At 68.5% G+C, this 22,452-nt stretch carries 22 protein-coding genes; 1 reads left to right on the forward strand and 21 read right to left on the reverse strand.

All coding sequences use genetic code 11. The features are described 5' to 3' along the window. Positions 1–55: 55 nt before the first annotated feature. The 7 genes from ABZY89_RS12685 to ABZY89_RS12715 form a co-directional block, all read right to left on the reverse strand. Positions 56–1,459, reverse strand: a complete 1,404-nt coding sequence (locus tag ABZY89_RS12685) for an alpha-amylase family protein (protein WP_355227595.1) — start codon at positions 1,457–1,459, stop codon at positions 56–58. A 140-nt stretch (positions 1,460–1,599) separates the two neighbouring features. Next, the gene (locus ABZY89_RS12690) at positions 1,600–2,766 is read right to left on the reverse strand and encodes a lipid-transfer protein (RefSeq protein ID WP_355227597.1); all 1,167 of its coding nucleotides are present in this window, start codon (positions 2,764–2,766) and stop codon (positions 1,600–1,602) included. Next, complete coding sequence (locus ABZY89_RS12695) at positions 2,763–3,140, reverse strand: MaoC family dehydratase (protein WP_355227598.1); 378 nt, start codon at positions 3,138–3,140, stop codon at positions 2,763–2,765. The genes ABZY89_RS12690 and ABZY89_RS12695 overlap by 4 nt, the downstream gene beginning before the upstream one ends. Further along, the gene (locus tag ABZY89_RS12700) at positions 3,140–3,544 is read right to left on the reverse strand and encodes an OB-fold domain-containing protein (protein WP_355227599.1); all 405 of its coding nucleotides are present in this window, start codon (positions 3,542–3,544) and stop codon (positions 3,140–3,142) included. The genes ABZY89_RS12695 and ABZY89_RS12700 overlap by 1 nt, the downstream gene beginning before the upstream one ends. Continuing rightward, a complete protein-coding gene (locus ABZY89_RS12705) occupies positions 3,541–4,068 on the reverse strand; it encodes a MaoC family dehydratase N-terminal domain-containing protein (RefSeq protein ID WP_355227600.1) in 528 nt (175 codons plus the stop codon). Before ABZY89_RS12705 ends, ABZY89_RS12700 begins: the two co-directional genes overlap by 4 nt. After that, positions 4,065–6,245: an acyl-CoA dehydrogenase gene (locus tag ABZY89_RS12710; RefSeq protein WP_355227602.1), complete on the reverse strand. Its 2,181-nt coding sequence runs from the start codon at positions 6,243–6,245 to the stop codon at positions 4,065–4,067. The genes ABZY89_RS12705 and ABZY89_RS12710 overlap by 4 nt, the downstream gene beginning before the upstream one ends. Positions 6,246–6,416: 171 nt before the next feature. Next, the gene (locus ABZY89_RS12715) at positions 6,417–8,543 is read right to left on the reverse strand and encodes an acyl-CoA dehydrogenase (RefSeq protein ID WP_355227604.1); all 2,127 of its coding nucleotides are present in this window, start codon (positions 8,541–8,543) and stop codon (positions 6,417–6,419) included. Positions 8,544–8,714: 171 nt separating this feature from the next. On the opposite strand from ABZY89_RS12715, the gene ABZY89_RS12720 reads away from it, so the two are divergent. Next, on the forward strand, positions 8,715–9,350 hold the full coding sequence (locus ABZY89_RS12720; RefSeq protein WP_355227606.1) for a TetR family transcriptional regulator: 636 nt from the start codon (positions 8,715–8,717) through the stop codon (positions 9,348–9,350). Between the two features lies 1 nt (position 9,351). Here the strand turns inward: ABZY89_RS12720 and ABZY89_RS12725 are convergent, their stop codons facing one another. The 14 genes from ABZY89_RS12725 to ABZY89_RS12790 all read right to left on the reverse strand — a co-directional run bounded on the left by ABZY89_RS12725 (position 9,352) and on the right by ABZY89_RS12790 (position 22,440). After that, positions 9,352–10,095 carry a hypothetical protein gene (locus ABZY89_RS12725; RefSeq protein WP_355227608.1) on the reverse strand — a complete coding sequence of 248 codons (744 nt, stop codon included), beginning with the start codon at positions 10,093–10,095 and terminating at the stop codon, positions 9,352–9,354. Positions 10,096–10,168: 73 nt separating this feature from the next. After that, the gene (locus ABZY89_RS12730) at positions 10,169–11,272 is read right to left on the reverse strand and encodes a hypothetical protein (RefSeq protein WP_355227610.1); all 1,104 of its coding nucleotides are present in this window, start codon (positions 11,270–11,272) and stop codon (positions 10,169–10,171) included. 145 nt (positions 11,273–11,417) lie between these two features. After that, positions 11,418–12,176, reverse strand: coding sequence for a glucose 1-dehydrogenase (locus tag ABZY89_RS12735; protein WP_355227612.1), 759 nt, complete (start codon positions 12,174–12,176; stop codon positions 11,418–11,420). Beyond that, positions 12,176–13,054 carry an SDR family oxidoreductase gene (locus ABZY89_RS12740; RefSeq protein WP_355227614.1) on the reverse strand — a complete coding sequence of 293 codons (879 nt, stop codon included), beginning with the start codon at positions 13,052–13,054 and terminating at the stop codon, positions 12,176–12,178. The genes ABZY89_RS12735 and ABZY89_RS12740 overlap by 1 nt, the downstream gene beginning before the upstream one ends. A 6-nt stretch (positions 13,055–13,060) precedes the next feature. Continuing rightward, positions 13,061–13,255 carry a ferredoxin gene (locus ABZY89_RS12745; RefSeq protein ID WP_141804749.1) on the reverse strand — a complete coding sequence of 65 codons (195 nt, stop codon included), beginning with the start codon at positions 13,253–13,255 and terminating at the stop codon, positions 13,061–13,063. A gap of 32 nt (positions 13,256–13,287) precedes the next feature. Then, positions 13,288–13,764, reverse strand: a complete 477-nt coding sequence (locus ABZY89_RS12750) for a pyridoxamine 5'-phosphate oxidase family protein (protein WP_355227615.1) — start codon at positions 13,762–13,764, stop codon at positions 13,288–13,290. Between the two features lie 112 nt (positions 13,765–13,876). Then, the gene (locus ABZY89_RS12755) at positions 13,877–14,740 is read right to left on the reverse strand and encodes a hypothetical protein (protein ID WP_355227617.1); all 864 of its coding nucleotides are present in this window, start codon (positions 14,738–14,740) and stop codon (positions 13,877–13,879) included. Then, complete coding sequence (locus ABZY89_RS12760; RefSeq protein WP_355227618.1) at positions 14,740–15,327, reverse strand: hypothetical protein; 588 nt, start codon at positions 15,325–15,327, stop codon at positions 14,740–14,742. The genes ABZY89_RS12755 and ABZY89_RS12760 overlap by 1 nt, the downstream gene beginning before the upstream one ends. 5 nt (positions 15,328–15,332) lie before the next feature. Continuing rightward, positions 15,333–16,610, reverse strand: coding sequence for an MlaD family protein (locus ABZY89_RS12765; RefSeq protein ID WP_355227619.1), 1,278 nt, complete (start codon positions 16,608–16,610; stop codon positions 15,333–15,335). Beyond that, a complete protein-coding gene (locus ABZY89_RS12770; RefSeq protein WP_355227621.1) occupies positions 16,610–17,962 on the reverse strand; it encodes an MCE family protein in 1,353 nt (450 codons plus the stop codon). Before ABZY89_RS12770 ends, ABZY89_RS12765 begins: the two co-directional genes overlap by 1 nt. After that, the gene (locus tag ABZY89_RS12775) at positions 17,959–19,215 is read right to left on the reverse strand and encodes an MCE family protein (protein ID WP_355227623.1); all 1,257 of its coding nucleotides are present in this window, start codon (positions 19,213–19,215) and stop codon (positions 17,959–17,961) included. Before ABZY89_RS12775 ends, ABZY89_RS12770 begins: the two co-directional genes overlap by 4 nt. Next, positions 19,212–20,201, reverse strand: a complete 990-nt coding sequence (locus ABZY89_RS12780; RefSeq protein ID WP_355227624.1) for an MCE family protein — start codon at positions 20,199–20,201, stop codon at positions 19,212–19,214. Before ABZY89_RS12780 ends, ABZY89_RS12775 begins: the two co-directional genes overlap by 4 nt. Further along, on the reverse strand, positions 20,201–21,301 hold the full coding sequence (locus tag ABZY89_RS12785; protein ID WP_355227626.1) for an MlaD family protein: 1,101 nt from the start codon (positions 21,299–21,301) through the stop codon (positions 20,201–20,203). Before ABZY89_RS12785 ends, ABZY89_RS12780 begins: the two co-directional genes overlap by 1 nt. Then, positions 21,298–22,440, reverse strand: coding sequence for an MCE family protein (locus ABZY89_RS12790; RefSeq protein ID WP_355227628.1), 1,143 nt, complete (start codon positions 22,438–22,440; stop codon positions 21,298–21,300). The genes ABZY89_RS12785 and ABZY89_RS12790 overlap by 4 nt, the downstream gene beginning before the upstream one ends. Positions 22,441–22,452: the final 12 nt, after the last annotated feature.

The following is a 22,452-nucleotide window of genomic DNA, read 5'->3' on the forward strand; positions in this document are numbered from 1 at the left end:
GGAGACCGACCGACCGGCGCCCATGGGGGTCGGCGCCGGACGGTCGGACGCGGGATCAGCTGCAGGTCGTCGCGCCGACGTGCAGCGCGAGGGCGGTGTTGGCGCCGAGGGTGGCGGTGAACTGACCGGAGCCGTTCACGGCGACGCTCTTGCCGCTCTGTACGTCGCAGTAGGTGCCCGCTGCCAGCGACGTCTGGAAGGTGCGGGTCAGCGACGAGGACTCGTGGTTGATCGCCACGTACGCCTTGCTGCCTCGCCCGAAGGCGATGGCGTCGGCGCCGTTGTCCCACCAGTTGGTGACGGCCTGGCCGCGGGCGGTGTTGCGGAAGGCGACCATCTTCTTGATCTCGGGCCAGGCGTGCTGGCACTTCCAGCCGTCCTGCCAGCAGGCGTTGACGGTGCCGGCGTTGGGCGGGCCCGCGTCCTTGTCGCTCCACTCGTAGCCGGAGTGGATGTCGGGCGAGCCGTAGGGCCAGGCCAGCATGAAGACGTTCGCCAGGGTGTAGTTGGCGCCGTCCTTGTAGTTGAGCGTGTCGCCGCCGCGCTCGGTGTCGTGGTTGTCGACGAAGACGGCCGAGCTGCCCGAGGACATGTAGCCCCAGCCCTCGCCGTAGTTCTTCAGATAGGCGAGGTTCTCGTTGTTGAAGACCCGCTTCAGGTCGCGGGCGTAGCGGAACTCCTGGACGTCGCCGTTGCCGAGATACTCGCTGGGCGAGACGGCCTCCCCCGCGCCGAAGATGGCCTCCTGCTTCCAGTAGACGTTCGGGTTGCTGAGGCGGGACTTGATGTTGGCGAGGTCGGAGGCGGACATGTGCTTGGCGGCGTCGATCCGGAACCCGTCGACGCCGAGCGAGAGCAGGTCGTTGAGGTAGCCGGCGATCTTGCCGCGTACGTAGTCCTCGCCGGTGTCGAGATCGGCGAGACCGACCAGCTCGCACTCCTGGACGTTGGTGCGGTCCTGGTAGTTGCTGATGGTGGCCGTGCAGTTGTCGAGGTCGTAGCTCGAGTAGAGACCGGGGTAGTCGTACTTGCTGTAGGACGAGCCGCCGGTGCCGGTGCCGGAACCCGCGGACATGTGGTTGATGACGGCGTCGGCGACGACCTTCACACCGGCGGCGTGGCAGGTGTCGATCATGTTCTTGAAGGCGGTGCGGTCACCCAAGCGGCCCGCGATCCGGTAGCTGACGGGCTGGTAGGACGTCCACCACTGCGAGCCCTGGATGTGCTCCTGGGGTGGGGAGACCTGGACGTAGCCGTAGCCGGCCGGGCCCAGGGTGCTGGTGCATTCGCGGGCCACCGAGGCGAAGTTCCATTCGAACATCACCGCGGTGACGTCCTTGTCTCCCGGTGGCGCGGCCTGTGCCGGGGCCGAGACCGGGATCGTGAGCGCGGCGACAGCGCCCGCCGAGAGGGCAAGTGCGGCAGCCATGGACTTTCTCGTGATGAACGGTTTAGCCATGGTTCCTCCTAGGTCGAAGGCTGAATCTTGCTGCAAGATCTTGCAGAGAGACCGTAGGGTGATCGACGTCACACGTCAACCCATCAGTCCCTGCCGCTGCAAGAGCTTGCGCAAAATTTCAGCGCCTTGCGTCGACCCGGTCAGGAGGAGGTGAGCACCAGTCCGCTCGTGGGTACGCCCGTGCCCGCGGTCACGAGCACATGCGCGGCGCCCGCGACCTGGTTCACGGAGGTGCCGCGTACTTGGCGTACGCCCTCGGCGATGCCGTTCATGCCGTGCAGGTACGCCTCGCCGAGCTGGCCGCCGTGGGTGTTGACGGGCAGTCGTCCGCCGAGCTCGATGGCCCCGTCACGTACGAAGTCCTTGGCCTCTCCCCTGCCGCAGAAGCCGAGCTCCTCGAGCTGCATGAGTACGTAGGGGGTGAAGTGGTCGTAGAGCACGGCGGTGTCGATGTCGGCCGCGGCGAGACCGGACTGGCGCCACAGATCCTTGGCGACCACGCCCATCTCGGGGATGCCGATCTCGTCGCGGTAGTAGGAGGTCATCACGTACTGGTCGGCGGCGCTGCCCTGTGCGGCCGCGGCGATGGCGACCGGCGGATTCGGCAGGTCGCGGGCCCGCTCGGGGCTGGTGACGACGATCGCGACGGCGCCGTCGGACTCCTGGCAGCAGTCGAGCAGGTGGAGCGGGTCCGCGATCATCCGGGAGGCCTGGTGGTCCTCGAGGGTGATCGGCTTCTGGTAGAAGAACGCGGCCGGGTTGGTCGCGGCGTGGCGCCGGTCGGCGACGGCCACGGCACCGAAGTCCGCGCTGGTCACGCCGTAGTCGTGCATGTAGCGGCGCGCCTGCATGGCGACCGTCGCCGCAGGGGTCGAGAGACCGAGCGGGTAGGTCCAGGCGTTGTCGATGCCGTTGGTGTTGACCTGCTGCGCGGCCCACGGCTGCACCTGCCCGAACCGCTGCCCCGAGCGCTCGTTGAAGCCACGGTAGGCGACCACCACATCGGCGACGCCCGTCGCGACCGCCATCGCGGCCTGCTGGATGGTCGCGCAAGCCGCGCCGCCGCCGTAGTTGATCCGCGAGAAGAACCTCAGGTCGCCGAGCCCGAGCTCGCGGGCCAGCGCGATCTCGGCACTGGTGTCCATCGTGAACGTGGTCAGTCCGTCGACGTCTGCCGGGGCGAGTCCAGCGTCGTTCAGGGCGGCTCTGGTCGCCTCGACGGAGAGCTGGAGCTCGGATCGCCCCGACTCCTTGGAGAACTCGGTCGCGCCGATACCGACGATCGCTGCCTTTCCACTGAGCGTCATGCCGCGACCTTCACCGTTCCGGTCACGTGCGCGCCGAGCGAGACCGCGCCGGTGACGGTGATCGTGGCGATCCCGTCGGTGACATCGGTGACCTCGCCGGAGAACGACAGCGTGTCGTAGGGGTAGGCCGGGGCCCCCAACCGGATCGAGATGCCCTTGATCTGAACGTCGGTGCCGGCCCAGTCGGTGACGTACCGCTCGCACAGCGCCGTCGAGGTCAGGATGTTCATGAAGATGTCCTTCGAGCCGGCCGCTTGGGCACGGTCGCGGTCGTGGTGCACGTCTTGGAAGTCCCGCGTCGCGATCGCCGTCGAGACGACCAGCGTCGGCGTGATCGGGAGCTCCCAGACCGGGATCTCGTCTCCAGTCTTCATCAGGGCCTCCTCCAGATCGGGAGCGTCAGCTCCTCATCGATGACGTTCCAGTCGACGACCAGGCGCTCGCCGATCTTCAGGCCGTCCTCACCCTCGGGCGGCACGCCGGTCACCTCGGCCACCATGCGTACGCCCTCGGGCAGATCCAGCAGAGCCACCACCAGCGGGAGCTCCTTGCCGGGCAGCTTCGGCGCGTGGACGACGGTGAACGAGTAGACGGTGCCCTCGCCCCGCGCGACGACATGTCCGCGGTCGTACGCCTCGCAGCTCAGGCATGCCGGGCCCGGCGGGTGCCGCAGGGTGCCACAGGCGTTGCAGCTCTGGATGCGGAGCTCCTGCTTGGCGGTTCCTTCGAAGAAGTACGCATTGTCCCGGCCGATCACCGGGCGCACCGGGCCGCTCACTTCTTGTCCTCGCCTACGGCTCGCGGGATGAACTTGAGGACGCGGAACAGCATGGTCGCTACCCGCTCGTCTTCTACATACCAGGTGCTCCTGGAGGTCACGAAGTAGCCGACACCCATCCCGGTGCTCTTCGGACCGACGACGGAGTCGAGCGCCGTGGTGATGCGGACCTGCTCTCCGACGCGGAGGTAGCGGTCGTAGCTCTGTTCGGAGTTGGTGCCGAGGACGCCGTTGAAGCCGGCGCCGGTGAGGACGTTCATGATCGCGTGCAGAGGGTCGCGCTCGGGGCGTTTGACGCTCTGGCCGTACATCGTCCACACCTGCGCCATCGAGGGCGGCGCCTCCCCCTGGTGGAAGCGCTCGGACTCCAGACCCATCGCCTCGAGCCAGTTGCTGATCGTGGGCTGGTTGACCACGTCGCGGGCGTCGCGCTCGGCGGCCTCGCCCCACGACTTGACCTCCTCGGCGGCGGCCATGATCTTCTCGTGGACGGCCTCGTCCACCAGCGTCTGCTTCTCGCTCATCGCGGCACCCTCGGCATCCCGAGACCGAACATCGCGATCAGCTCGCGCTGGACCTCCTGGACGCCGCCGCCGAAGGTGAGCACGAGGTTCCGCTTCGCCTGGGCGTCGAGATAGTCGAGCAGGCTCTTCGTGGCCGGATCCCCGGGATCGCCATGGCGATGCACGAGTGCGATCAGGTCGGCGAGCAGGTGCTGGACCTGATCGGCCGCGAAGACCTTCGACGAGGACGCGTCGGCGACCTCGATGTCCCCGGCCTCCGCAGCCTTGGCGACCTCCCAGTTGAGCAGCTCGTTGACCCGGAAGACGGCGGTGGTCTTCCCGATCAGCGCGCGTACGTCCGGGCTGTCGGCGATGCCCTGGGACTGTGCCCAGCGGAAGACGCGGTCGCGCAGACCCTCGATCCGGCCGGCCGGGCCGAGCATGACGCGCTCGTGGTTGAGCTGGGTCGTGATCAGCTTCCAGCCCTTGTTCTCCTCCCCCACCAGCATGTCGGCCGGGACGCGGACGTCGTTGAAGTACGTCGCGTTGACGTGGTGGGAGCCGTCGGCGGTGATGATCGGGGTCCAGGAGAAGCCCGGGTCGGTGGTATCGACGATGAGGATCGAGATGCCCTTGTGCTTGGGGGCGTCCGGGTCGGTGCGTACGGCCAGCCAGATGTAGTCGGCGGCGTGGCCGCCGGTGGTCCACAGCTTCTGGCCGTTGACGACGTAGTGGTCGCCGTCCTGCTTGGCCGTGGTGCGGAGCGAGGCCAGGTCGGTGCCCGCCTCGGGCTCGGAGTAGCCGATCGCGAAGTGCACCTCGCCGGCGAGGATCCGGTTGAGGAACATCTCCTTCTGCTTGTCGGTGCCGTAGCGGATCAGCGTCGGGCCGACCGTCTGCAGGGTCACCGCCGGCAGGTGCACGTCGGCGTACTGCGCCTCGTTGGCGAAGATCGTCTGCTCGACCTCACCGAGGCCGTGGCCGCCGTACTCCTTGGGCCAGCCGACTCCCATCCAGCCGTCGTCGCCGAGCTGCTTGATGAGCTTCTGGTAGGTCGGGCCGTGTCGGTCCCACGATCCCTCGGGACCGGGGTCGCCCGGCTCACCCTCGTGCGAGAGGCCCACGAAGTAGGCCCTGACCTCGGACTTCAGGCTGCGCTGCGCCTCGGTGAGCTCGAGGTTCTTGGCCTCCGCGCTCTCGACCGGGACGTCGGCTGCCGAGGTGTTGAGCTGGTGGGCGATGTCGGTGCCCCAGGTCGTGAACGCGAGCAGCGGGTAGGTCACATCGACACCCATACCGCCGTGGAGATGGTGGCAGGTGCGGAAGGCGTACGGCGCGACCTGGCTGGCCCAGTAGGCGGCGACCTTCAGGTCGACCGCGGCCGCTCGCCCGTCCGCGATCGCGGCCACCGCGTTGTCGGCGGCGAGGTCGAGCGTGCGCGAGGTGACGTAGACGTCGGCCAGCTGCAGCGCGACCGCCTGGAACTCCGCGAGGGCGCGGCCGAACTGCTGCCGGTTCTTCACATAATCGGCGGTCAGATCCCGGGCACCGGAGAGCACGCCCGCGGCGCTCACTGCCAGCCCGGCGGTCGCGAGACCGGCCAGAGCCTCGAAGGCCCCTGGGCCCAGCGGCTCTGCCGGCGCGTCCTCGAGCACGACGGTGTGTTGTGGCACCTCGCCCGACGCGCTCGCCGGAGCCAGTGTGACGCCCGGGCCGCTCGGGTCGACGAGCACCACGACCGGTTCCCCGGTCTCGGCAGCGGTCGCGGTGACCAGGAGGCGCGAGCTCTCGGCGGCGTACGTCACCCCGGTCTTGCGACCGCTGACGGTGCCGTCCCGAAAGCTGGCCCGCGGTGGCTCCGGGCGTCCCGGCTCGAGCCACGCCGGGGTCAGCAGCGTCTCGCCGCTCGACACCCCGGGCAGGATCGAGCCCTGCTGCTCCGGCGTCCCGTGACCCGCCAGCGTCAGCGCGCCGACGGCGAGGGTCTCCCAGACCGGCACCCGCGCCGCATGGCGCCCGGCCTCCCGCAGCAGCACCGCGACCTCTGCCAGCCCGAACCCCTCGCCCCCGTGGGTCTCGGGAACCGGCAGCGAGGTGAGCCCCGCGCTCGCCCAAGCCGCCCAGTCCCCGCGGTCCGACTCCCGAGCGAGCACCGCCCGAGCAACATCCCGCACAGCGTCCATAGCAGAATCGACCATGCCCAGAACTGTAACGCGTTCTAGTTTCCAGAGCCACGCCGAGCCGTCACTTTCTGACGCCGAGAAGTCAGAAAACGACGCCGAGAGGTCAGTTTCTGGCGTGACACGCCTCAAAACTGACGTGTCGACGTCGAAAACTGACCTCTCGGCGTCAAGAAGTGACTTCTCGGGCTATCTGGGTAGGCCGAGGATTTGCTCGGCGGCTACGTTGCGGAGCACTTGGGTGGTGCCGCCGGCGATCGAGAGGCAGCGGGTGAGCTGGGACTGGTGCAGGTCCTCGCGGACCTGCGGGTCGTCGGTGAGCGCCAGTGGGCCGAGGAGGTCGACGACGAGCTCGGAGGCGTCCTGACGGTTGCGTACGGTCAAGAGCTTGGCCACCGAGGACTCCGCACCCGGTCCGCGCCCGGCGAGCGCCTTGAGCGTGGAGCGGACGCCGAGCAGCGCGCAGACCGTGGAGAGCGCGACGGCATGGCCGACCCGGGCGAGATCAGCCTCACCGCGATCGCCGGCGAGCGCCACCGCGCGCTCGACACTGCCGCCGAGGTTGGTCGAGGCCATCGCGACCCGCTCGTTGGCCAGCGTCGTACGGGCCAGGCGCCAGCCGCCGTCGACCTCGCCGACGACGAGCTCGTCGGGCACGAAGACGCCGTCGAGGAACACCTCGTTGAAGAGGGCGTCGCCGGTCAGCTCGCGCAACGGCCGGACGTCGATCCCCTCGCTGCGCATGTCCACCAGGAAGTAGGTGATGCCCTTGTGCTTGGGTACATCGGGGTTGGTACGCGCCAGGCAGATCGCCCAGTCGGCGTCGGCCGCGAGCGAGGTCCACACCTTCTGGCCGGTCAGCCGCCAGCCGCCCTCGACTCGCTCGGCGCGGGTCGCCAGAGAGGCCAGGTCGGAGCCGGCGCCGGGCTCGCTGAAGAGCTGGCACCAGACGATCCGGCCGCGCAGCGACGCCTCGACGAACTGCTCGCGCTGGGCGTCGGTGCCGTGCTTCAGGATGGTCGGCACGGCCCACCCGGCGATCTTGATGTCGGGCCGCGACACCCCGGCGGCAGCGAGCTCCTCGTCGATGACGAGCTGCTCGACGGGTCCGGCACCGAGCCCGTACGGAGCGGGCCAGTGCGGTGCGAGAAGCGCCGCGTCGACGAGCGCATCCCGGCGCCCCGCCTCTGGTAGAGCCGCAATCGCGGCAACGGCTTCCTGGACTCGGGGACGGATCGCGTCGTCCTTGCCGTCGAGGTCGACACGGACCGAGCGACGGATGCCGGCCACGGCGTGCTTCGCCAGCGCGACCGCGTGGGCGTCACCGCCGCCGAGGAGGCTTCGCAGGGCGACCGCACGGCGCAGATAGAGGTGGGCGTCGTGCTCGAAGGTGAAGCCGATGCCGCCGAGGACCTGGATGCAGTCCTGGGCCGCCCGGACCGCTCCGTCGAGCGCGGTGACGCCGGCGACCTCGGCCGCGAAGGCCCACTGGTCCACGTCGCCACCCTCGGCCGACGCGGCAGCGTCCCAAGCGCTAGCGGCCACCGCCTCGGCGGTCTCCAGCATCTGGGCGCACAGGTGCTTGATCGCCTGGAACGACCCGATCGGCGCCCCGAACTGCTCGCGCACCTTCGCGTACTCGACGGCGGTCGTCAGGCACCACTGCGCGATCCCGGCGGCCTCCGCGGCAGCGAGCGTGAGGGCCGTACGCCGCACCGCCTCGCCGCGCAGGCCCGGGACCTCGACCGCCTCACTGACATCGACGTCGACCCACACCTCGGCGATTCGCCTGGTCAGATCGGGACCCACCTGGGAACGTACGTCCGCCTGCTCGGCCGCCAGGAAGAACCAGTGTTCCTCGCCGTCTGAGCCGCGGGCCCCGAGCAGCAGCTGCGCCGCCCCGCCACCGTCGTAGACGACAGGAACCGTTCCCCGGAGCCTGTCGCCGAGCTCGAGTATCGGGTCGAGCGCGATCCCGCAGCCGCCGGCGGTGACGGCACCGACCACGTCGCCGAGCCCGGTGGCTCCCGCATGGAAGGCGGCGAGCGCGCTGCCGAGCAGCGGGCCCGGCAGCAGTTCATGAGCACAGGCCTCGAGCGCGACGGCCGCATCCAGCAGCGTCCCGCCACCACCGTTCGGCTCGGGCGCCGCGATGCCGGCGACGCCGTACTCCTCGACACCCCGCCACACCTCGTCGAAGTCCGCGGGGGCGGTGCCCTCTGCGGCTCGGGCGATCGCGATGCCACCCAGCCCCTTGGCCCAGTCGCGCAGGCTCTCGCTGAGGGCTTGGTGTTCGTCGGTGATGCCGATCGGCACAGGGACCTCCTACTATTTCCGTCTGGTTCCGCGGCCTTCAGGAATAGAGACTGATGTAGAACGTGTTACAAGTCTAGACTCACGAAGGAACGTGTTTCACTCTCGGTCGCCGTTGCGGTTAGCCTGAGAGCCACAGATCGAGATCCGGTCATAGTCCTAGGGGGACAACCAGTGACGTCCGTCAGCACGGAGCCACGCGACACCGATGGCCCGACTCCGGCCACCGCACCCACCGGCGGTTCCGCGGCCCAGCGAGAGCGCCGCAGGCGCATCCTCGACGCCACGATCAGCCTCGCCGCCGAGGGCGGCTTCGACGCCGTGCAGATGCGCGCCGTCGCCGAGCAGGCCGAGGTCGCGCTCGGCACCCTCTACCGCTACTTCCCCTCGAAGATCCACCTGCTGGTCTCCGCGCTGGCGCGTGAGTTCACGAAGGACGTCGACCGCTCCGCCATCCGGGCGACGCCGGGCGACACCGCGCACGAGCGGATCATGTACGTCCTCAACCGACGCACCCGCGCCCTGCAGAAGCAGCCCAAGCTCACCGAAGCCCTCGTCCGCGCCTTCATGTTCGCCGACCAGTCGGTGACCGGCGAGATCCACGAGGTCGGCACCAGCCTGACCACCGTCATCGCCCGCGCCATGCACGGCACCCCCGACCACGGCGAGGTCACCGAGGAGGAGGCCGCCATCATCCGGATCATCTCCGACGTATGGCTCTCCGCCCTCATCTCCTGGGTCACGGGTCGCATGGACGAGAAGGACGTCGAGAAGTCGATCGACGTAGCCGTACGCCTCCTGCTGCGCTGACCTATCGGCAGTCGGCCGGTGTTTCGATGGCGGACACTTCCTCGGGTGTCATCGCGCGGCTGCATTCGATGGCCCAGGTCAAGTCGTAGGGCTGATCCTCGCTGAAGCCCGTGATCGCGAACGGGCGATCTCCGGGCGCCTTGATCGTCATCGTCTCGCGCTTGCCGTGGTCGACGTAGTCGGCCTCGAACACCCATTGGCACGTCGGCCCGGCACTGGTCGCCTGGATGGAGATGACCACCGTCTCGCCCTTGGCCAGCGTGACCGTCCCACCGTCGAAGTACGCCGTGCCGTCCTCGGGCGAGGTCAACTTGGGCGCCTCCGCATCGATGGCAGTCTCCATCTCGATCTTCGTACCCTCCCCCTGCGGTAGGTCCTCGACGAGCGTTCCCGTCTTGAGCCGCTCCGTACACGCCCCGATCCGTTCGGGGCGGAGGTCGGTGATCACCACGGGGTCGCTGTGGCGCCCGACGAGGGTCACCTCCCAGGTGATGTAGCCAGCGGCATACCAGTCGTGGCTCGCTTCCCAGTCGGGATCGTTGACTGAGCCAAAGGCAGCCTCCCGGCCGCTGAAGGCCACATCCGACTCCGAGGGCGGGATCAGCACTCGGCCGCTCAATTGCTTACGGCGTACGTCCACCACCTTGATGCCGCTGCCCGGCTCGCTCCAGCCGTCGGGCAAGAGGCCGGCGAACAGACTCTGCAGTCCCGAGCTGAAGGTCGCGCCCAGCGCCACCAGGATCACCCCGACAACCCAGGTGGCCGGCTTCCTCACCAGCGAAGCCAGCCGCCCCTGCCGGAGTTCGTCGGTCTCGGTCTCACGAGACCTCTTCTTCGACATCAGTCCGTGCTCCTCTCGAGAGTCGTAGGGCGAGCAACACGGCGATGCCGGTCATCCAGCCGAAGCAGGCCCCGAACCGAATGCCCTGGGCAGCGGTGTCGAGTGCCCAGTAGTGGCTCGCCAGCGCGAAGTCGTCCTGCGGCACGAGTGCGCCTTCGAGCAGGCCGACGATCCCGGCGAGCACAGTCACTACGGCCCAGAGCTGCACCACGACGCAGAGCCCACCCGGCCTGCCGCTGCGCTGCCAGCCCGCCAGGACGAGCGCAACCACCAGCCACACCAGCGCGACGAGGACGAGCGACGTCAACGTACGCGGCAACCAGACCGACGTGTCGAAGCTGCCACTGAGCGAATGAGGGTTGTGCGGCGCCGACAAACTGGCGTGGGCGAACCAGACCAGGCGCACCCAGGCCTGGCGCGGGTCGATGTCCGCCCCGAACGGGTCGGCGTCCGGGCCGTAGTCCCAGACGAATCCGCCGACGAGTGCCAGCACGAGTGCCGGCAGCGCACCCCAGGTCGCGACCTGCGCCGCCCGTGGCCAGCCGCGCTCCGTCGCGGTGGCGGGGTCATCGGTTTCCCGTTCACTGTGCAGGGCGAGGGCGGCGAACCGAGCGAACGCCGCCGCCGCGTACGCCGCATACCCACCGAACACTCCCACGACCAGACCGAGCCAGATCCCGTCGTCGGGCACCGCCCAGATGACCGTCGGCAAGGACTCGAGCCCACCACGGATCCCCAGGACCGTCTGGACCACCACGAAGAGGTTCGTCAGGCCTCCGGCCAGAACGCTCGCGCACAGCACCCGGCCGGCCACCGCGTAGACGCCGTCCGAGGCGGTCCGCAGGCTCGCGTAGACCAGCGCGACGAGCAGGACGACGAACACCACCGTCGGCCAACCGGACGTGGGTGCTACGGGATAGCCCTCGTTCATCACCGCCGATCCCCACAAGAAGGAGAACCCGTCCACCATCCGGCCGAGCACGTCCCCGAACCAGGCATGTCCCCGTGCGCTCCACAGAGCCGAGATGTCGCCGACGTAGACCGGGATCGCGAGGACCACGCTGTAGAGGAACGCGAACACACCCAGCACCACAACGGTGGCGAACGCACTGCGTCGTCGAGACAAGTTCTGATGGCCTTCGGTTCGTCCCCGCTGACTGAAACCTTCCCGCGGAAGTATGCCGGAGACGAGCCTCTCGCGTGGCCGACTCACCCACGCCGAGGGATCAGCCGCCGAAGGCGTGAGTTGCGGTCGCGCCGCCGTCGATGGCGATCTCGGCGCCGGTGACGAAACCCGACTCGTCAGAGGCCAGATAGACGTAGAGGGGCGCAATGTCCTCCGGGTGACCGACGCGCTTGAGCGCCACCTTGGCGGCGCCGAACTCCATCGCGGCGTCATCGGCACCGACGCCGCGGGTCATCCCAGTGTCGATCATGCCGGGGTGTACGGAGTTGACCCGGATGCCCGAAGGCCCGAGCTCGAGCGCCGCCGCCTTGGTCATGCCGCGGATGGCGAACTTGGTCGAGGTGTAGCCGGCCACGAACGCCATCCCGGCCAGGCCCTCGATCGAGGAGGCGTTGATGATCGAGCCGCCGCCGTTCTCCTTCATCGTCGAGATGACCGAGCGCATCCCGAGGAAGCAGCCGAGGGTGTTGACCCGCCACAGCAGCTCGAACTCCTCGACCGGCTGGGTCAGGATCTCACCGAAGCGCAGGATGCCGGCGTTGTTGGCGAGGACGTTGACCGGTCCGTACGTCTCGGCGGTCTCGGCCACGAGCGCCGTCCAGGACTCCTCCGAGCTCACATCGTGGTGCACGAAGAGCGCGGACTCCCCCAGCTCCTCGGCGAGCAGCTTACCGGGCTCGTCGGCCACGTCGGCGATCACCACTTTGGCGCCCTCGGACACGAAGGCGCGCGCGATCGCGGCTCCCTGCCCCTGGGCACCACCGGTGACGATCGCGGTCTTTCCGTCGAGACGTGCCATCACTGCTCCTTGAGCTTCAGCTGCATGATCGAGTCGGCCGAGAACCCGGCCGCGGGGTCGCGGTCGGCGAACCAGCCGCCGACCTGCTTGTCGAGCGAGTCCTGGTCCCAGGCGGCGTTGTCGAAGCGCTCGGCCACCGTGGGCGGCGCGAGGACGGCGATCATCCCGCCGTAGACGACGAAGACCTGTCCGGTGATCGCGGAAGCGGCCGGCGAGGCGAGGTAGGTGACCAGCGGTGCGACGTGCTCGGGCCCGTACGAGTCACCCGAGAGCACGCCCTCGGTCATCGCGGTCGCGGCCCGCGGGCAGATCGCGTTGGCGCGTACGCCGGAACGGCCCATCGAGCGCGCCGTCGACATCGTCAGCGCGGTGATCCCGGCCTTCGCGGCACCATAGTTGGCCTGCCCCGGAGGCCCGGACAGGAACGCCTCCGAGGAGGTGTTCACCACGGCGGCGTCCACCGGTGCGCCCGTCGACTTCGCGACCGAGCGCCAGTGGGCCGAGGCGTTGCGGGTCAGCAGGAAGTGGCCGCGGAGGTGCACGCGTACGACGAGGTCGAACTCCTCGTCGGACATGTTGAAGAGCATCTTGTCGCGGGTGATGCCCGCGTTGTTGACCACGATGTCGAGCCCGCCGAGGCCGTCGACGGCGGCAGCCATCATCGCGTCGGCGGTGGCACGCTCGCTCACGTCGCCGGCCGCGATCACCGCCTCGCCACCGAACCCGCGGATCTCCTCGGCGGCCTCGTCGGCGGCGCCGGGCAGGTCGTTGAGCACGATCCGGGCACCGGCACGGGCCAGGGCGACCGCCTCTGCGCGCCCTAGACCAGCCCCGGCTCCGGTGACGATCGCGATCTTTCCATCCAGGTCGATGCTCACGTGGTGCTACTCCTCGATCCTCAGGGCCGCCTTGGGGCAGCCGGCCACGGCCTGCTCGATGCGGCCGCGGTTCTCGTCGGTCACGGTCGGGTCCTCGATCTGCAGGTAGTCGTCGTCATCGATCTCGAACACGTCGGGAGCGAACGCCTCGCACATCCCGTTGGACTCGCACAGGTCGAAGTCCGCGATCACCTTTGCCATGTCCGTCTCCTCTGTCTTCGCCGTGATTGAACTCAGCCTTGGCCGGGCAGCGCGCCCAGCTTGCGGTGGTCCCAGCTTGCGACCTTGTCGGGCTCGATGACGATGCCGACGCGCTTGTGCGCCTGCTTCGAGACCAGGTCCTCGCCGAGCTCGCCCAGGTCGGCTCCACCGGCCATCCGGGTCATCACCCGCGACCCGATGCCCTTGATCTCGTCGTAGTCCTCGACGAGTCTCACCTTCCCGGTGATGCTCACCCCACGCAGCTCGAAGTAGTCCACGCCGTCCTCGACCAGGCAGGTGACCCGCGGGTCACGCCTCAGGTTGCGGACCTTCTGCGAGGACCCGTAGGTCCAGAAGACGATCCTGCCCTCGTCGAGCACGTAGAACAGCGTGGTCAGGTGCGGTGCGCCGTCGGGACCGACGGTCGCGACCTGCACCTTCATCTGCGAGCCGAGGAAGTCCTCGATCTCGGCGTCGGTCAGCTGTACGGACTGGCGGGAGCCGGCCATGTGCCCTCCTCGAGCAGTGAAACTAGAACACGTTCTACCATATCAGGGTGGAGCGGTCCCTTGGCGGGACCTCATGGTGAGACTAGGCCCTCCGCCTCGGGCTCCGCTTCGACTAGGAGGCGGCCTTCATCTCGGAGATCAGCCAGCCACCGTCGTCCTTGACCAGCGTCAGCACCTCCCAGGTCGGGCTGACCACGGTGTTCTTCGTCTTCGGCGCGGTCGCGCTCTGGTTGACGAAGAGCAGCACCTTCGCTGACTCCTCGGTCGCCGAGATGATGGAGGCGGCACAGTCCTCGTCGACGCAGGCCTTGCCCTCCTCGGCGGCCTTCGCGCCCTCCTCGGAGAGCGGCGCCACCTCGGCGTCGACCTTGATGCCGAGGTCGGCCTGCTCCTTGCGCTTGTCCTCGCCGGGCAGCGTCTTCTCGTAGTCCTTCTGCATCGCCGGCGTCATCAGCTTCTTCGCTGCCGCGATGTCCTTCTCCGCGCTGGCGGCCTGGTAGGACATCACCGTCTGCGCCAGGTCGACCGAGTGCTCCATGATCGCTGCCCGGGACCCGGCCGCGGTCAGCTCCCCGTTCGGCGCCACGTCGTCGTTCGAAGCCATGTCGACGGCCAGCCACAGCAGACCGCCGGCCACCAGGACGAGTACGCCGAGAACCGCCGTCAGCGCCCGGCTCCCGTCACCCAGCCAGCGCTCCGCGAACCCGGCACGTCCCTCGGAATCACCCTCACCCTCAACCTCAGCTTGAGGCTCGATCTCGGTCTCGTCGACCTCGGCCTCCGCCGCCGAAGCCTCGCTCTCCTCCGGAGCAGCGACCTCGTCGCGTACGTCCTGGTCCTTCTGCTCCTCAGCCGGAGGCAGCAGGTCGGACCCGCAGTAACGGCACTTGATCGCGGCCGCCTTGATCGTCTCCGCGCAGAAGGGGCACTCCTTCTGGCCGGTCGAGACCGATCCGTTCGCTCGTACGCCTGTCATCAGTTGACTCCTGCCAGGTCGGACATGCGCCATCCGTCCTTCGTCTTGGCCAGCGACACCTTGAAGCGGTACTTCGAGCACCGCGCACCGTCGTAGGGGCAGGTGTCGCTCTTCTTCAGCTCAGCGGTCTGGCTGCTGGTGACGACCGAGTCCACGGCGACCAGCACGACCGCCTTCTTCGACCCGATCGCGCGGATGCCGACCTGCTTGACCTTGCCCTTGGAGATGGTCTGGGCGGGGATCGCGGCCTGGCGGATCTGCTCGGCGATGGCCGTGTACTCCTTGCCGAAGGTGCCGGTGGAGATCTCCTTGACGGCCTGGATCCGCGGGTCCATGTCGCGGTAGTCGACATCGAGGAAGGCGATCACGCCGTCCTCGGCGACAGCCATCACCTCGTCGTAGTCGGCGGCCGCGGCCTCGGCGGGCGTCGTCCAGGGCAGCACCCGGGCGCCGCCGATGAAGACGGCCGCGGCCAGCACCACCAGGATCACCACCACCGCCGCGAGCACGGTGTTGACCCGCCCCAGTCTGGCCACGGAGAGCCTGACGTCGAGGGGGTTGTTGGCCGGGTCGGCAGGTTCAGGCACCGGACTCACTCCTCTCCCAGGATCATCGATCGCCAGGAGTCGTCGGACAGGGCGGAGACCAGGCCTCCGTCATCGGTCGGGGTGGACATCGTGACCGTCTTTCCATCGGGAAGTTTGGTGCGCCCGGTCTTCGGGTCGTAGGTCGTGACGTACTTCCCCACACCCTCGGGCTCGGGGACCATGTTGACACCGCGCTGCATGATCGGGTTGTCGCCCTCATAGCCGGGCTGGGCGCGCTCGTCGGTGCACTTGGCCGGATAGAGCGGCTGGTCCTCCATCACGGTGCCGGGGATCCACTGGTCGGCGGGCTTGTAGCCCTCCTGGCACGGCGGTGTGGTGTAGACGAAGCCCATCGACAGGTGACCGTAGCCGTCACCGGGCGAGCCGGTCCACCCGGTCGCCACGACGCGCGGGAAGGTCACCAGGGTCTGCTCGATCGCGGGCAGCCGGGCGGTGAGCACCTCGTTGACGGTGCTGAGGTTGGCCAGGAAGACCGGCAGGAGCGGCTGCAGACCGTCGAGCAGCGACTGCACCTGGACCGCGGTCGCCTCGCCGCCCTGCAGGATCTCGCGCAGCTCCGGGTCGCGCTTGTCGAGCGTCGCGGTGACCTCCTCGAGCCCGTCGGCGAACTCGCGGATGTCGCCGCTGTGCTCCTTCTGCGTCTGGAGCACTGTCTGGCTGGTGTTGAGCAGCCGCACGGTCTCCTTCTGGTGAGCGGAGGCCTGGTCGACCAGCGTGGAGCCCGAGTCGAGCAGCGTACGCAGGTTCTCGGCGTTGCCGCGGAACAGCGTGCCGAGCTCGGCGACGACGGTGCTCAGGTCCTCGCCGTTGATCGAGGTGGTGAAGCTGTTCAGCTCGGTGAGCAGCTCGTCGGTGGTGCCGGGCATCGACTCCGGCCCGGCGGTGACGACGTCGCCTTCGGCGAGGTAGGGACCGGCGGCCGAGTCGGGGATGAAGTTGATGTACTGCTCCCCCACCGCCGAGAGGTTGTGCACCTCCACCTCGGCGTCCCGCGGCACCTCGGTGCCGGGGTCGAGCTCCAGCTCTGCGCGTACGCCCTCGTCGGTGACGGTCATCGAGGCGACCCGGCCGATGCTGATGCCGCGGTAGTTGACCTCGCTGCCCTCGTAGAGGCCACCTGAGGCCGGCAGGTCGACCGACACGTCCACGTGGCGGCCCAGGACCCGGTCGACGAGGCCGAGGTAGGCGGCCGAGACGTAGAAGATCCCGACCGCGGCGAGGATGAGGAAGATGACCAGCTTGTTCCGGACGCTCCGTGTCATCAGCTACCGCCTCCCAGCAGTCCGAGGAGGCCGGCCAGGCCTCCGGTGGTCGGCTCGGCCGTCGGCGACTCGGTCTCGGTCGGACTCGAGAGGCCCTCGGCGATCTCCGGCACCAGGTCGTTGAGCCCCGGCGTCTTGGTCGAGGTCGAGCTCTTCGGCAGCAGGTCGGAGATGTCGGGAAGCTTCGGCGTCTTCTCCCCCGGCTTCGCCGCCGTGTCCTCCTTGCCGACCACCGAGCAGACCAGCTGCAGGTTGGTCAGGTCGCACAGCGCCTTGGCCAGCGGCTGGATCGCCTCGCACCCCTTGGAGTAGGACAGGCAGATCTGGAAGACCTGCGGGATGATGCCGCTCGACTTTCCGTTGGTGAGGCTGCCGACCAGCTTGCCGAGGTCGAGGTCCATGTGGAACAGCGCGTTGGAGTAGTCACCCATCGCCAGCCCCGACGCGTTCTCGGGGAACGGGAAGCTGGCTGCCATCATCAGGCCGCGCGGCAGCGAGTCACCGGCGTCGGCGAGCTCGCGCAGCGTCGGTGCCAGCTCGTCCAGCGCCGTGGTCAGGTTGTCACCGCTCTGGTTGATCACCCGGGTCGCGACGACCCCGAGCCGGTCGAGCGCCTTCATCATCTTCATCAGGTCGGCGTGCTGCTGACGGAGCACCTCGAGCGCCGGCCCGAAGGAGTCGATGGCCGCCTCGATCTTCTCGGACTCCTTGTTGAGGGTGCGGGTCAGCCGGTCGACCTGCTCCATCGCCTTGATGATCGAGCCCTTCTGCTGGTTGAGCGAGGCGACCGTGGTCTCCAGGTTGCCCAGCAGCGCCCGCATGTCGCCGGTGCGCCCGTCCATCATGGTGTTGAGCTCGTCGCTGATCGTCTTCAGCTGCCCGACGCCGCCGCCCGCCAGCAGGAAGGAGAGCGCGCCGAGCACCTCCTCGACCTCGGGGTTGCGGTTGGTGCGGTCCAGGCCGATGGTGGCGCCGTCGCCCAGCCTGCCGGCGCTGGCGATGGTGGACCCCTCGGGCGCCACCAGGGCGATGTACTTCTCCCCGAGCAGGCTCGTCTGGCGTACGTTGGCCAGCGCGTCGGCCGGGAGCTCGATGTTCTTGCGCAGCGTCATGGTGACCTTCGCGTGCCAGCCCTCCCGCTCGACCTTGTCGACCTGGCCGACCGGCACGTCGTTGGCCATCACCTTGGTGCGCGGCACCACGTCGACGACGTCGTTGAACTCCGCGGTGACGACGTAGCCGTCGCCCTCGCCGACCTCCTTGCCGGGAAGCGGCAGGTCATAGGCCTGTACGCCACACCCGCTCGCCATCGCGACGAGGCCTATCATCGCCAGGAAGACACGCGTCCTCATCTCTTGCCTCCCGACATCAGTTCCTGGAGCGAGCCGCTGAGCTCGGTGATGCCGCCCTGGGTGACCACCTCGGGCTCCACCTCCGGCTGCTTGGCCTTGGTGTCGTTCGTCGGCCCGATCGGCAGCCCGGTGGCGGTGTCACGGTCGGTCGGCGCAGCGGCGTCGGTCAGCGCCTTGCCCACCGGCGCGGTCGACCCGGTCGGCAGCAGCGCCTTGAACAGTGCGCAGATCTCCTTGGCCCCCGGGATCTTGTCGTTCTCCACGACCATGCAGAGGATGTTGGAGAGGTCGGAGCCGATCGGCCCGACCTGCAGCCGGAAGCCGACCGAGCCCGACGCCGGGTCGAAGGACTCGGCCAGGTTGCCGATACCGAGCGGCGCCAGGTCGATGACGGTGCCGAGGGTCTCCTTCTCCTTGGCCAGGATGTTGAGCGTCTTGTTGAGCTCCTTGACGTCACCGACCAGGGCGTCGCGGTTGTTCTCCACGAAGGACTTCGTCACCTTGACCGCCTGCGCGATCGCGGCGAGCGCCTGGTCGAGCTCGTCGCTCTCACCGGCCAGCTGGGTGGACACGGTCCCGAGGTCGGTCAGGAACTTCTCGGTGGTGTCGTCGTTGCGGGCCAGTGTCCGGGTGACCTCGGAGAGCTGGGAGAGGGTGCTGAAGAGCTGCTCGGAGTTGCCGCCGAGCACCTGGGCCGCCTCGGACATGTCGGCGATCGCCTGATTGCCGATCTTGCCGTTGCCCTCCAGGGCGTCGGCGCCCTCGCGCAGGACGTCGCTCAGCGCGCCGTTCTTGTTGGCGCCGTTGGGACCCAGCGCGGTGGTGAGTTCGGAGAGGCTGGCGTAGATGCGGTCGAGCTCGACCGGGACCGCCGTGCGCTCGATCGGGATCTCCCCGCCGTCGGCCATGGCCGGCCCGCCGGTGTAGGCCGGCGTCAGTTGTACGAACCGGTCGGCGACCAGCGTCGGGGTGACGATCGCCGCCTTCACGTCCTTGGGGAGCTTGTAGTCGCTCTCGTACTCGATCACCGCGTCCACGTGGTCGCCCTTCGGCTCGAGCGAGGCGACCTTGCCGACCTTGACGCCCATGATGACCACGTCGGAGCCCTCGTAGATGCTCACCGCCTGCGGGAAGCTGACGGTCACCATCTTGGTGTCGGGGGCGGCGACCTCGGAGACGAGCAGCAGCCCGCACATCACCACGAGCGCGATCGGCAGCGCGGCCCACTTTCGGCCCCAGAAGTTCTTTGTCATTCCACGATCCCTGGTCGTCGTCCGGGCACGAACTCGCCGCTCACGATGCCGGTCAGGTTGGCGAGGTAGGCGTCGAACCAGGGGCCGGTGCCGATGATGTTGATCAGGATCGACGCGTACGGCCCGTAGTTCTGGATGGTCTTGGTCAGGTCCTCGTCGCGGGCGTTGAGGAACTTCAGCGCCTGGTTGAGCGCGTCCAGCGCGGGCCCGATCTGCTTCTGGTTCTCCTTCACCAGGGCCTGCAGCTGCTCGGCCAGGGCGGTGGCGTTCACCAGCAGCTGGTGGATCGCCTGGCGGCGCTGGATGAGCTCGGCGAAGACCTGATCGCCGTTCTCCATCACGCTGACGATGTCCTGCTTGCGCTGGTTGACGAGCTGGACGACCTTCTCGGCGTCCTCCAGCAGCGACTCCAGCTCGTCGCCGCGGGCGGCGATCGTCTGGGAGAGCGCGGCGATGCCCTGGAAGGCGCCCTGCACCTCGGGCCCGGCCTTGTCGAGGGTGCCCGACATCGTGGTCAGCGCCTTGGCCAGCTGCTGGGTGTCGATCGCCTCGGTCGTCTCGGCGAGATCGCCGAAGGTGCCGACGATGTCGCTGCCGGCGCTGGTGCGGGCCAGCGGGATCTTCGAGCCGGCGTCGAGCGTGCGGCCACCCTGCGGGGTGATGTCGAGGTACTTCTCCCCCAGCAGGTTGAGCACGCCGATCGAGGCCTCGCTGCGATGGCCGATCTCGGTGCCCTCAACCGAGAACGAGACGACCACCTTGGCGCCCTCGATCTCGATGTCGCTGACCCGGCCGACCCGGATGCCGGCGATCTCCACCCGGTTGCCCACGTGCAGGCCGCTGGTGTCGGAGAACTCGGCCTGGTAAGTGGTGCCGGAGAACCACGGGAGCTTGCGCAGGTTGAACGCCGCGGTCAGGGCCAGCGCGATCGCCACGATCGTGATCACGCCGGTGCGTTTGAGCTGGGTGTCGCTGTGATGTGCCATCAGAGCTTGCACCTCTCGGCCCGGCTGTAGAAGGCCACGTTGTCGAGCTGCTTCTGGATCGCCTTGACGGCGGGCGAGTTGTCGAGCAGCTCACCGAGCGAGGGCAGCTTGATCGAGAAGTCGAGGTCGCAGAGGTAGTAGTTGTACCAGGAGCCGTAGCTGCCGATCCGCGCCTGCGACTCGAGGGTCTCCGGGAGCCGCTCGAGCGTCTTGTCGAGCAGCTTCTGGTTGCCCGGCTTGTTGAGGATGTCCACCACCCGCTTGAGCTGCTTGATGTCCTCCTTGAGGAACGGGCGTACGTCGGTGAGCAGCCCGGCCAGCTCGTCGGTGAGGTCGCCGATCGAGGAGATCGAGTCGCCGATCGCCTCCTTGTCGCGCGCCAGGTCCTTCATCCAGCCGCTGAGCTGCTGGATGAGCTCGGCCAGCTCGGTGTGGTGCTCGTTGACGGTGTTGAGGGTCTTGGAGAGGTTGGTGATCACGTCGCCGATCAGCTGGTCGCGCTCGGCCAGGGCGCTGGTCAGCTCGGCCGTCTCCGAGAGGAGGCTGGCGACCGTGCCGCCCTCGCCCTGAAGCACCCGGATCAGGTTGAGCGAGAGCTTGTTGACGTCCTTGGGCTGCAACGCCTGGAAGAGTGGCTGGAAGCCGTTGAAGAGCTCGGTCAGGTCGAGCGCGGGCGTGGTGTTGGCCATCGCGATGGCCTGTCCCTGTCGCAACGGGGACGCCTCCGCCCCGGCCTCCTGCGTACCGGCGTCCTGGGTCAGCGCCAGGTAGCGGTCACCGACGAGGTTCAGGTAGCGCACCTGGGCCCCGCTCGCGGTCGTCAGCGGCACCGTCTTGTCGACCCGGAAGGTGACCATCGCGTGGTCGCCGTCCTCGATCTCGACGGCGAGCACCTCCCCCACGTTGATGCCGGCGACGCGTACGTCGTCTCCCTCGCTCAGGCCCGAGGCGGTGGTGAACTCGGCCCGGTAGGGCACCCGGTCGCCGAAGCCGACGTTGCCCATGATCGAGGCCAGGGTGCCGGTGACGAGGATCGAGAGGACGGTGAAGATGACCAGCTTGGTCCCGGCCACCGCGGTCTTCAGATCGCGCTTGTTCACTGCAGACCCCCGTTCCCGGGTGCCCACGGGACGTCCTCGGTGCCGTTCTCCAGCTCGTTCGGGCCGGCAGGAACCTGCGGGTTCGGCAGGCCGTCGCACCACGGGCCGTGGCCGATCTCGCCCCACTCGGGGCGGTCGTCACGGCCGTACGCCGGCTTCTGGGTGCCGTCGAGGACCATCGTCTGGCGCACGCGGTTCTGCTGGAAGACGGTCGCCAGCAGCTCGGTGTAGTCGTCGAGGCCCCGCAGCAGACAGGTGTACTCCGGCGAGTAGTCGGAGAGCAGCTTGAGCAGCGGGACGGCCAGCTCGGTCTCGTACCTGATCGCCTTCTCGTTCTCGGCGAGCAGGTTCTTGGAGGTGTCGGCGACTCCGGTCACGGAGGTCAGCAGGCCGCCGAGGCGGGCGCGCTGCTCGGTGACGGTGTTGGCGGTGGTCGTGGTGTTCTCGAGGACCTTGACCAGGTCGGGCGCGGCCATGGAGTAGGTCTCGGCGACGTCGGCCATGTCCTCGAGATCGCGTTCGAGTGTGGGGAGGTGGACGTTCATCTCTTCGAGGTAGTCGTTGAGCTGGACCATGGTCTCGCCGAGCTTCTCCCCGTTGCCGGAGAGCGCGGTGGCGAGGGCGTGCAGGGTGCTGTTGAGGTCCTGGGGACGGATCGACTTCAGCAGCGGGAAGAGCCGGGCGAGGATCACGTCGAGCTCGACGCTGGTGCGGACCCGGTCGGCGGGGATCACGGTGCCGTCGCTCAGCGCACCGGTGCGCTCCCCCTCGGGGTCGATGAACTCGACGTACTTCTGCCCGAACAGCGTCGTCGGCTTGATCGCGACGCTGACGTTGGCGGGGATCTTCTCGGCCTGCTCCGGCTCCAGACCGAGCTCGATGACTGCCTTCTTGCCGTCCTGGTTGATCTCGCGGATCTGGCCGACGATGACGCCGTGCATGCGTACGTCGCCGTAGCGCGGCAGCTGCAGGCCGGCTCGGTCGGCCTCGACGCTCACGGTGGTGAACTGCACGAACGCCTTCTGGTAGATCGCGATGCAGAGCGTGATCAGCAGGGCGAGGGTCACCGTGAAGGCGATCCCGGAGACGAAGAGCTTGGTGTGCTCGGCGCGGGTGTCGCGCTGGATGCCCATCAACATCTGGCTGCCCAC

The organism is Nocardioides sp. NPDC006303 (assembly GCF_040613175.1).
In the GTDB taxonomy this organism is placed as follows: Bacteria; Actinomycetota; Actinomycetes; order Propionibacteriales; family Nocardioidaceae; genus Nocardioides.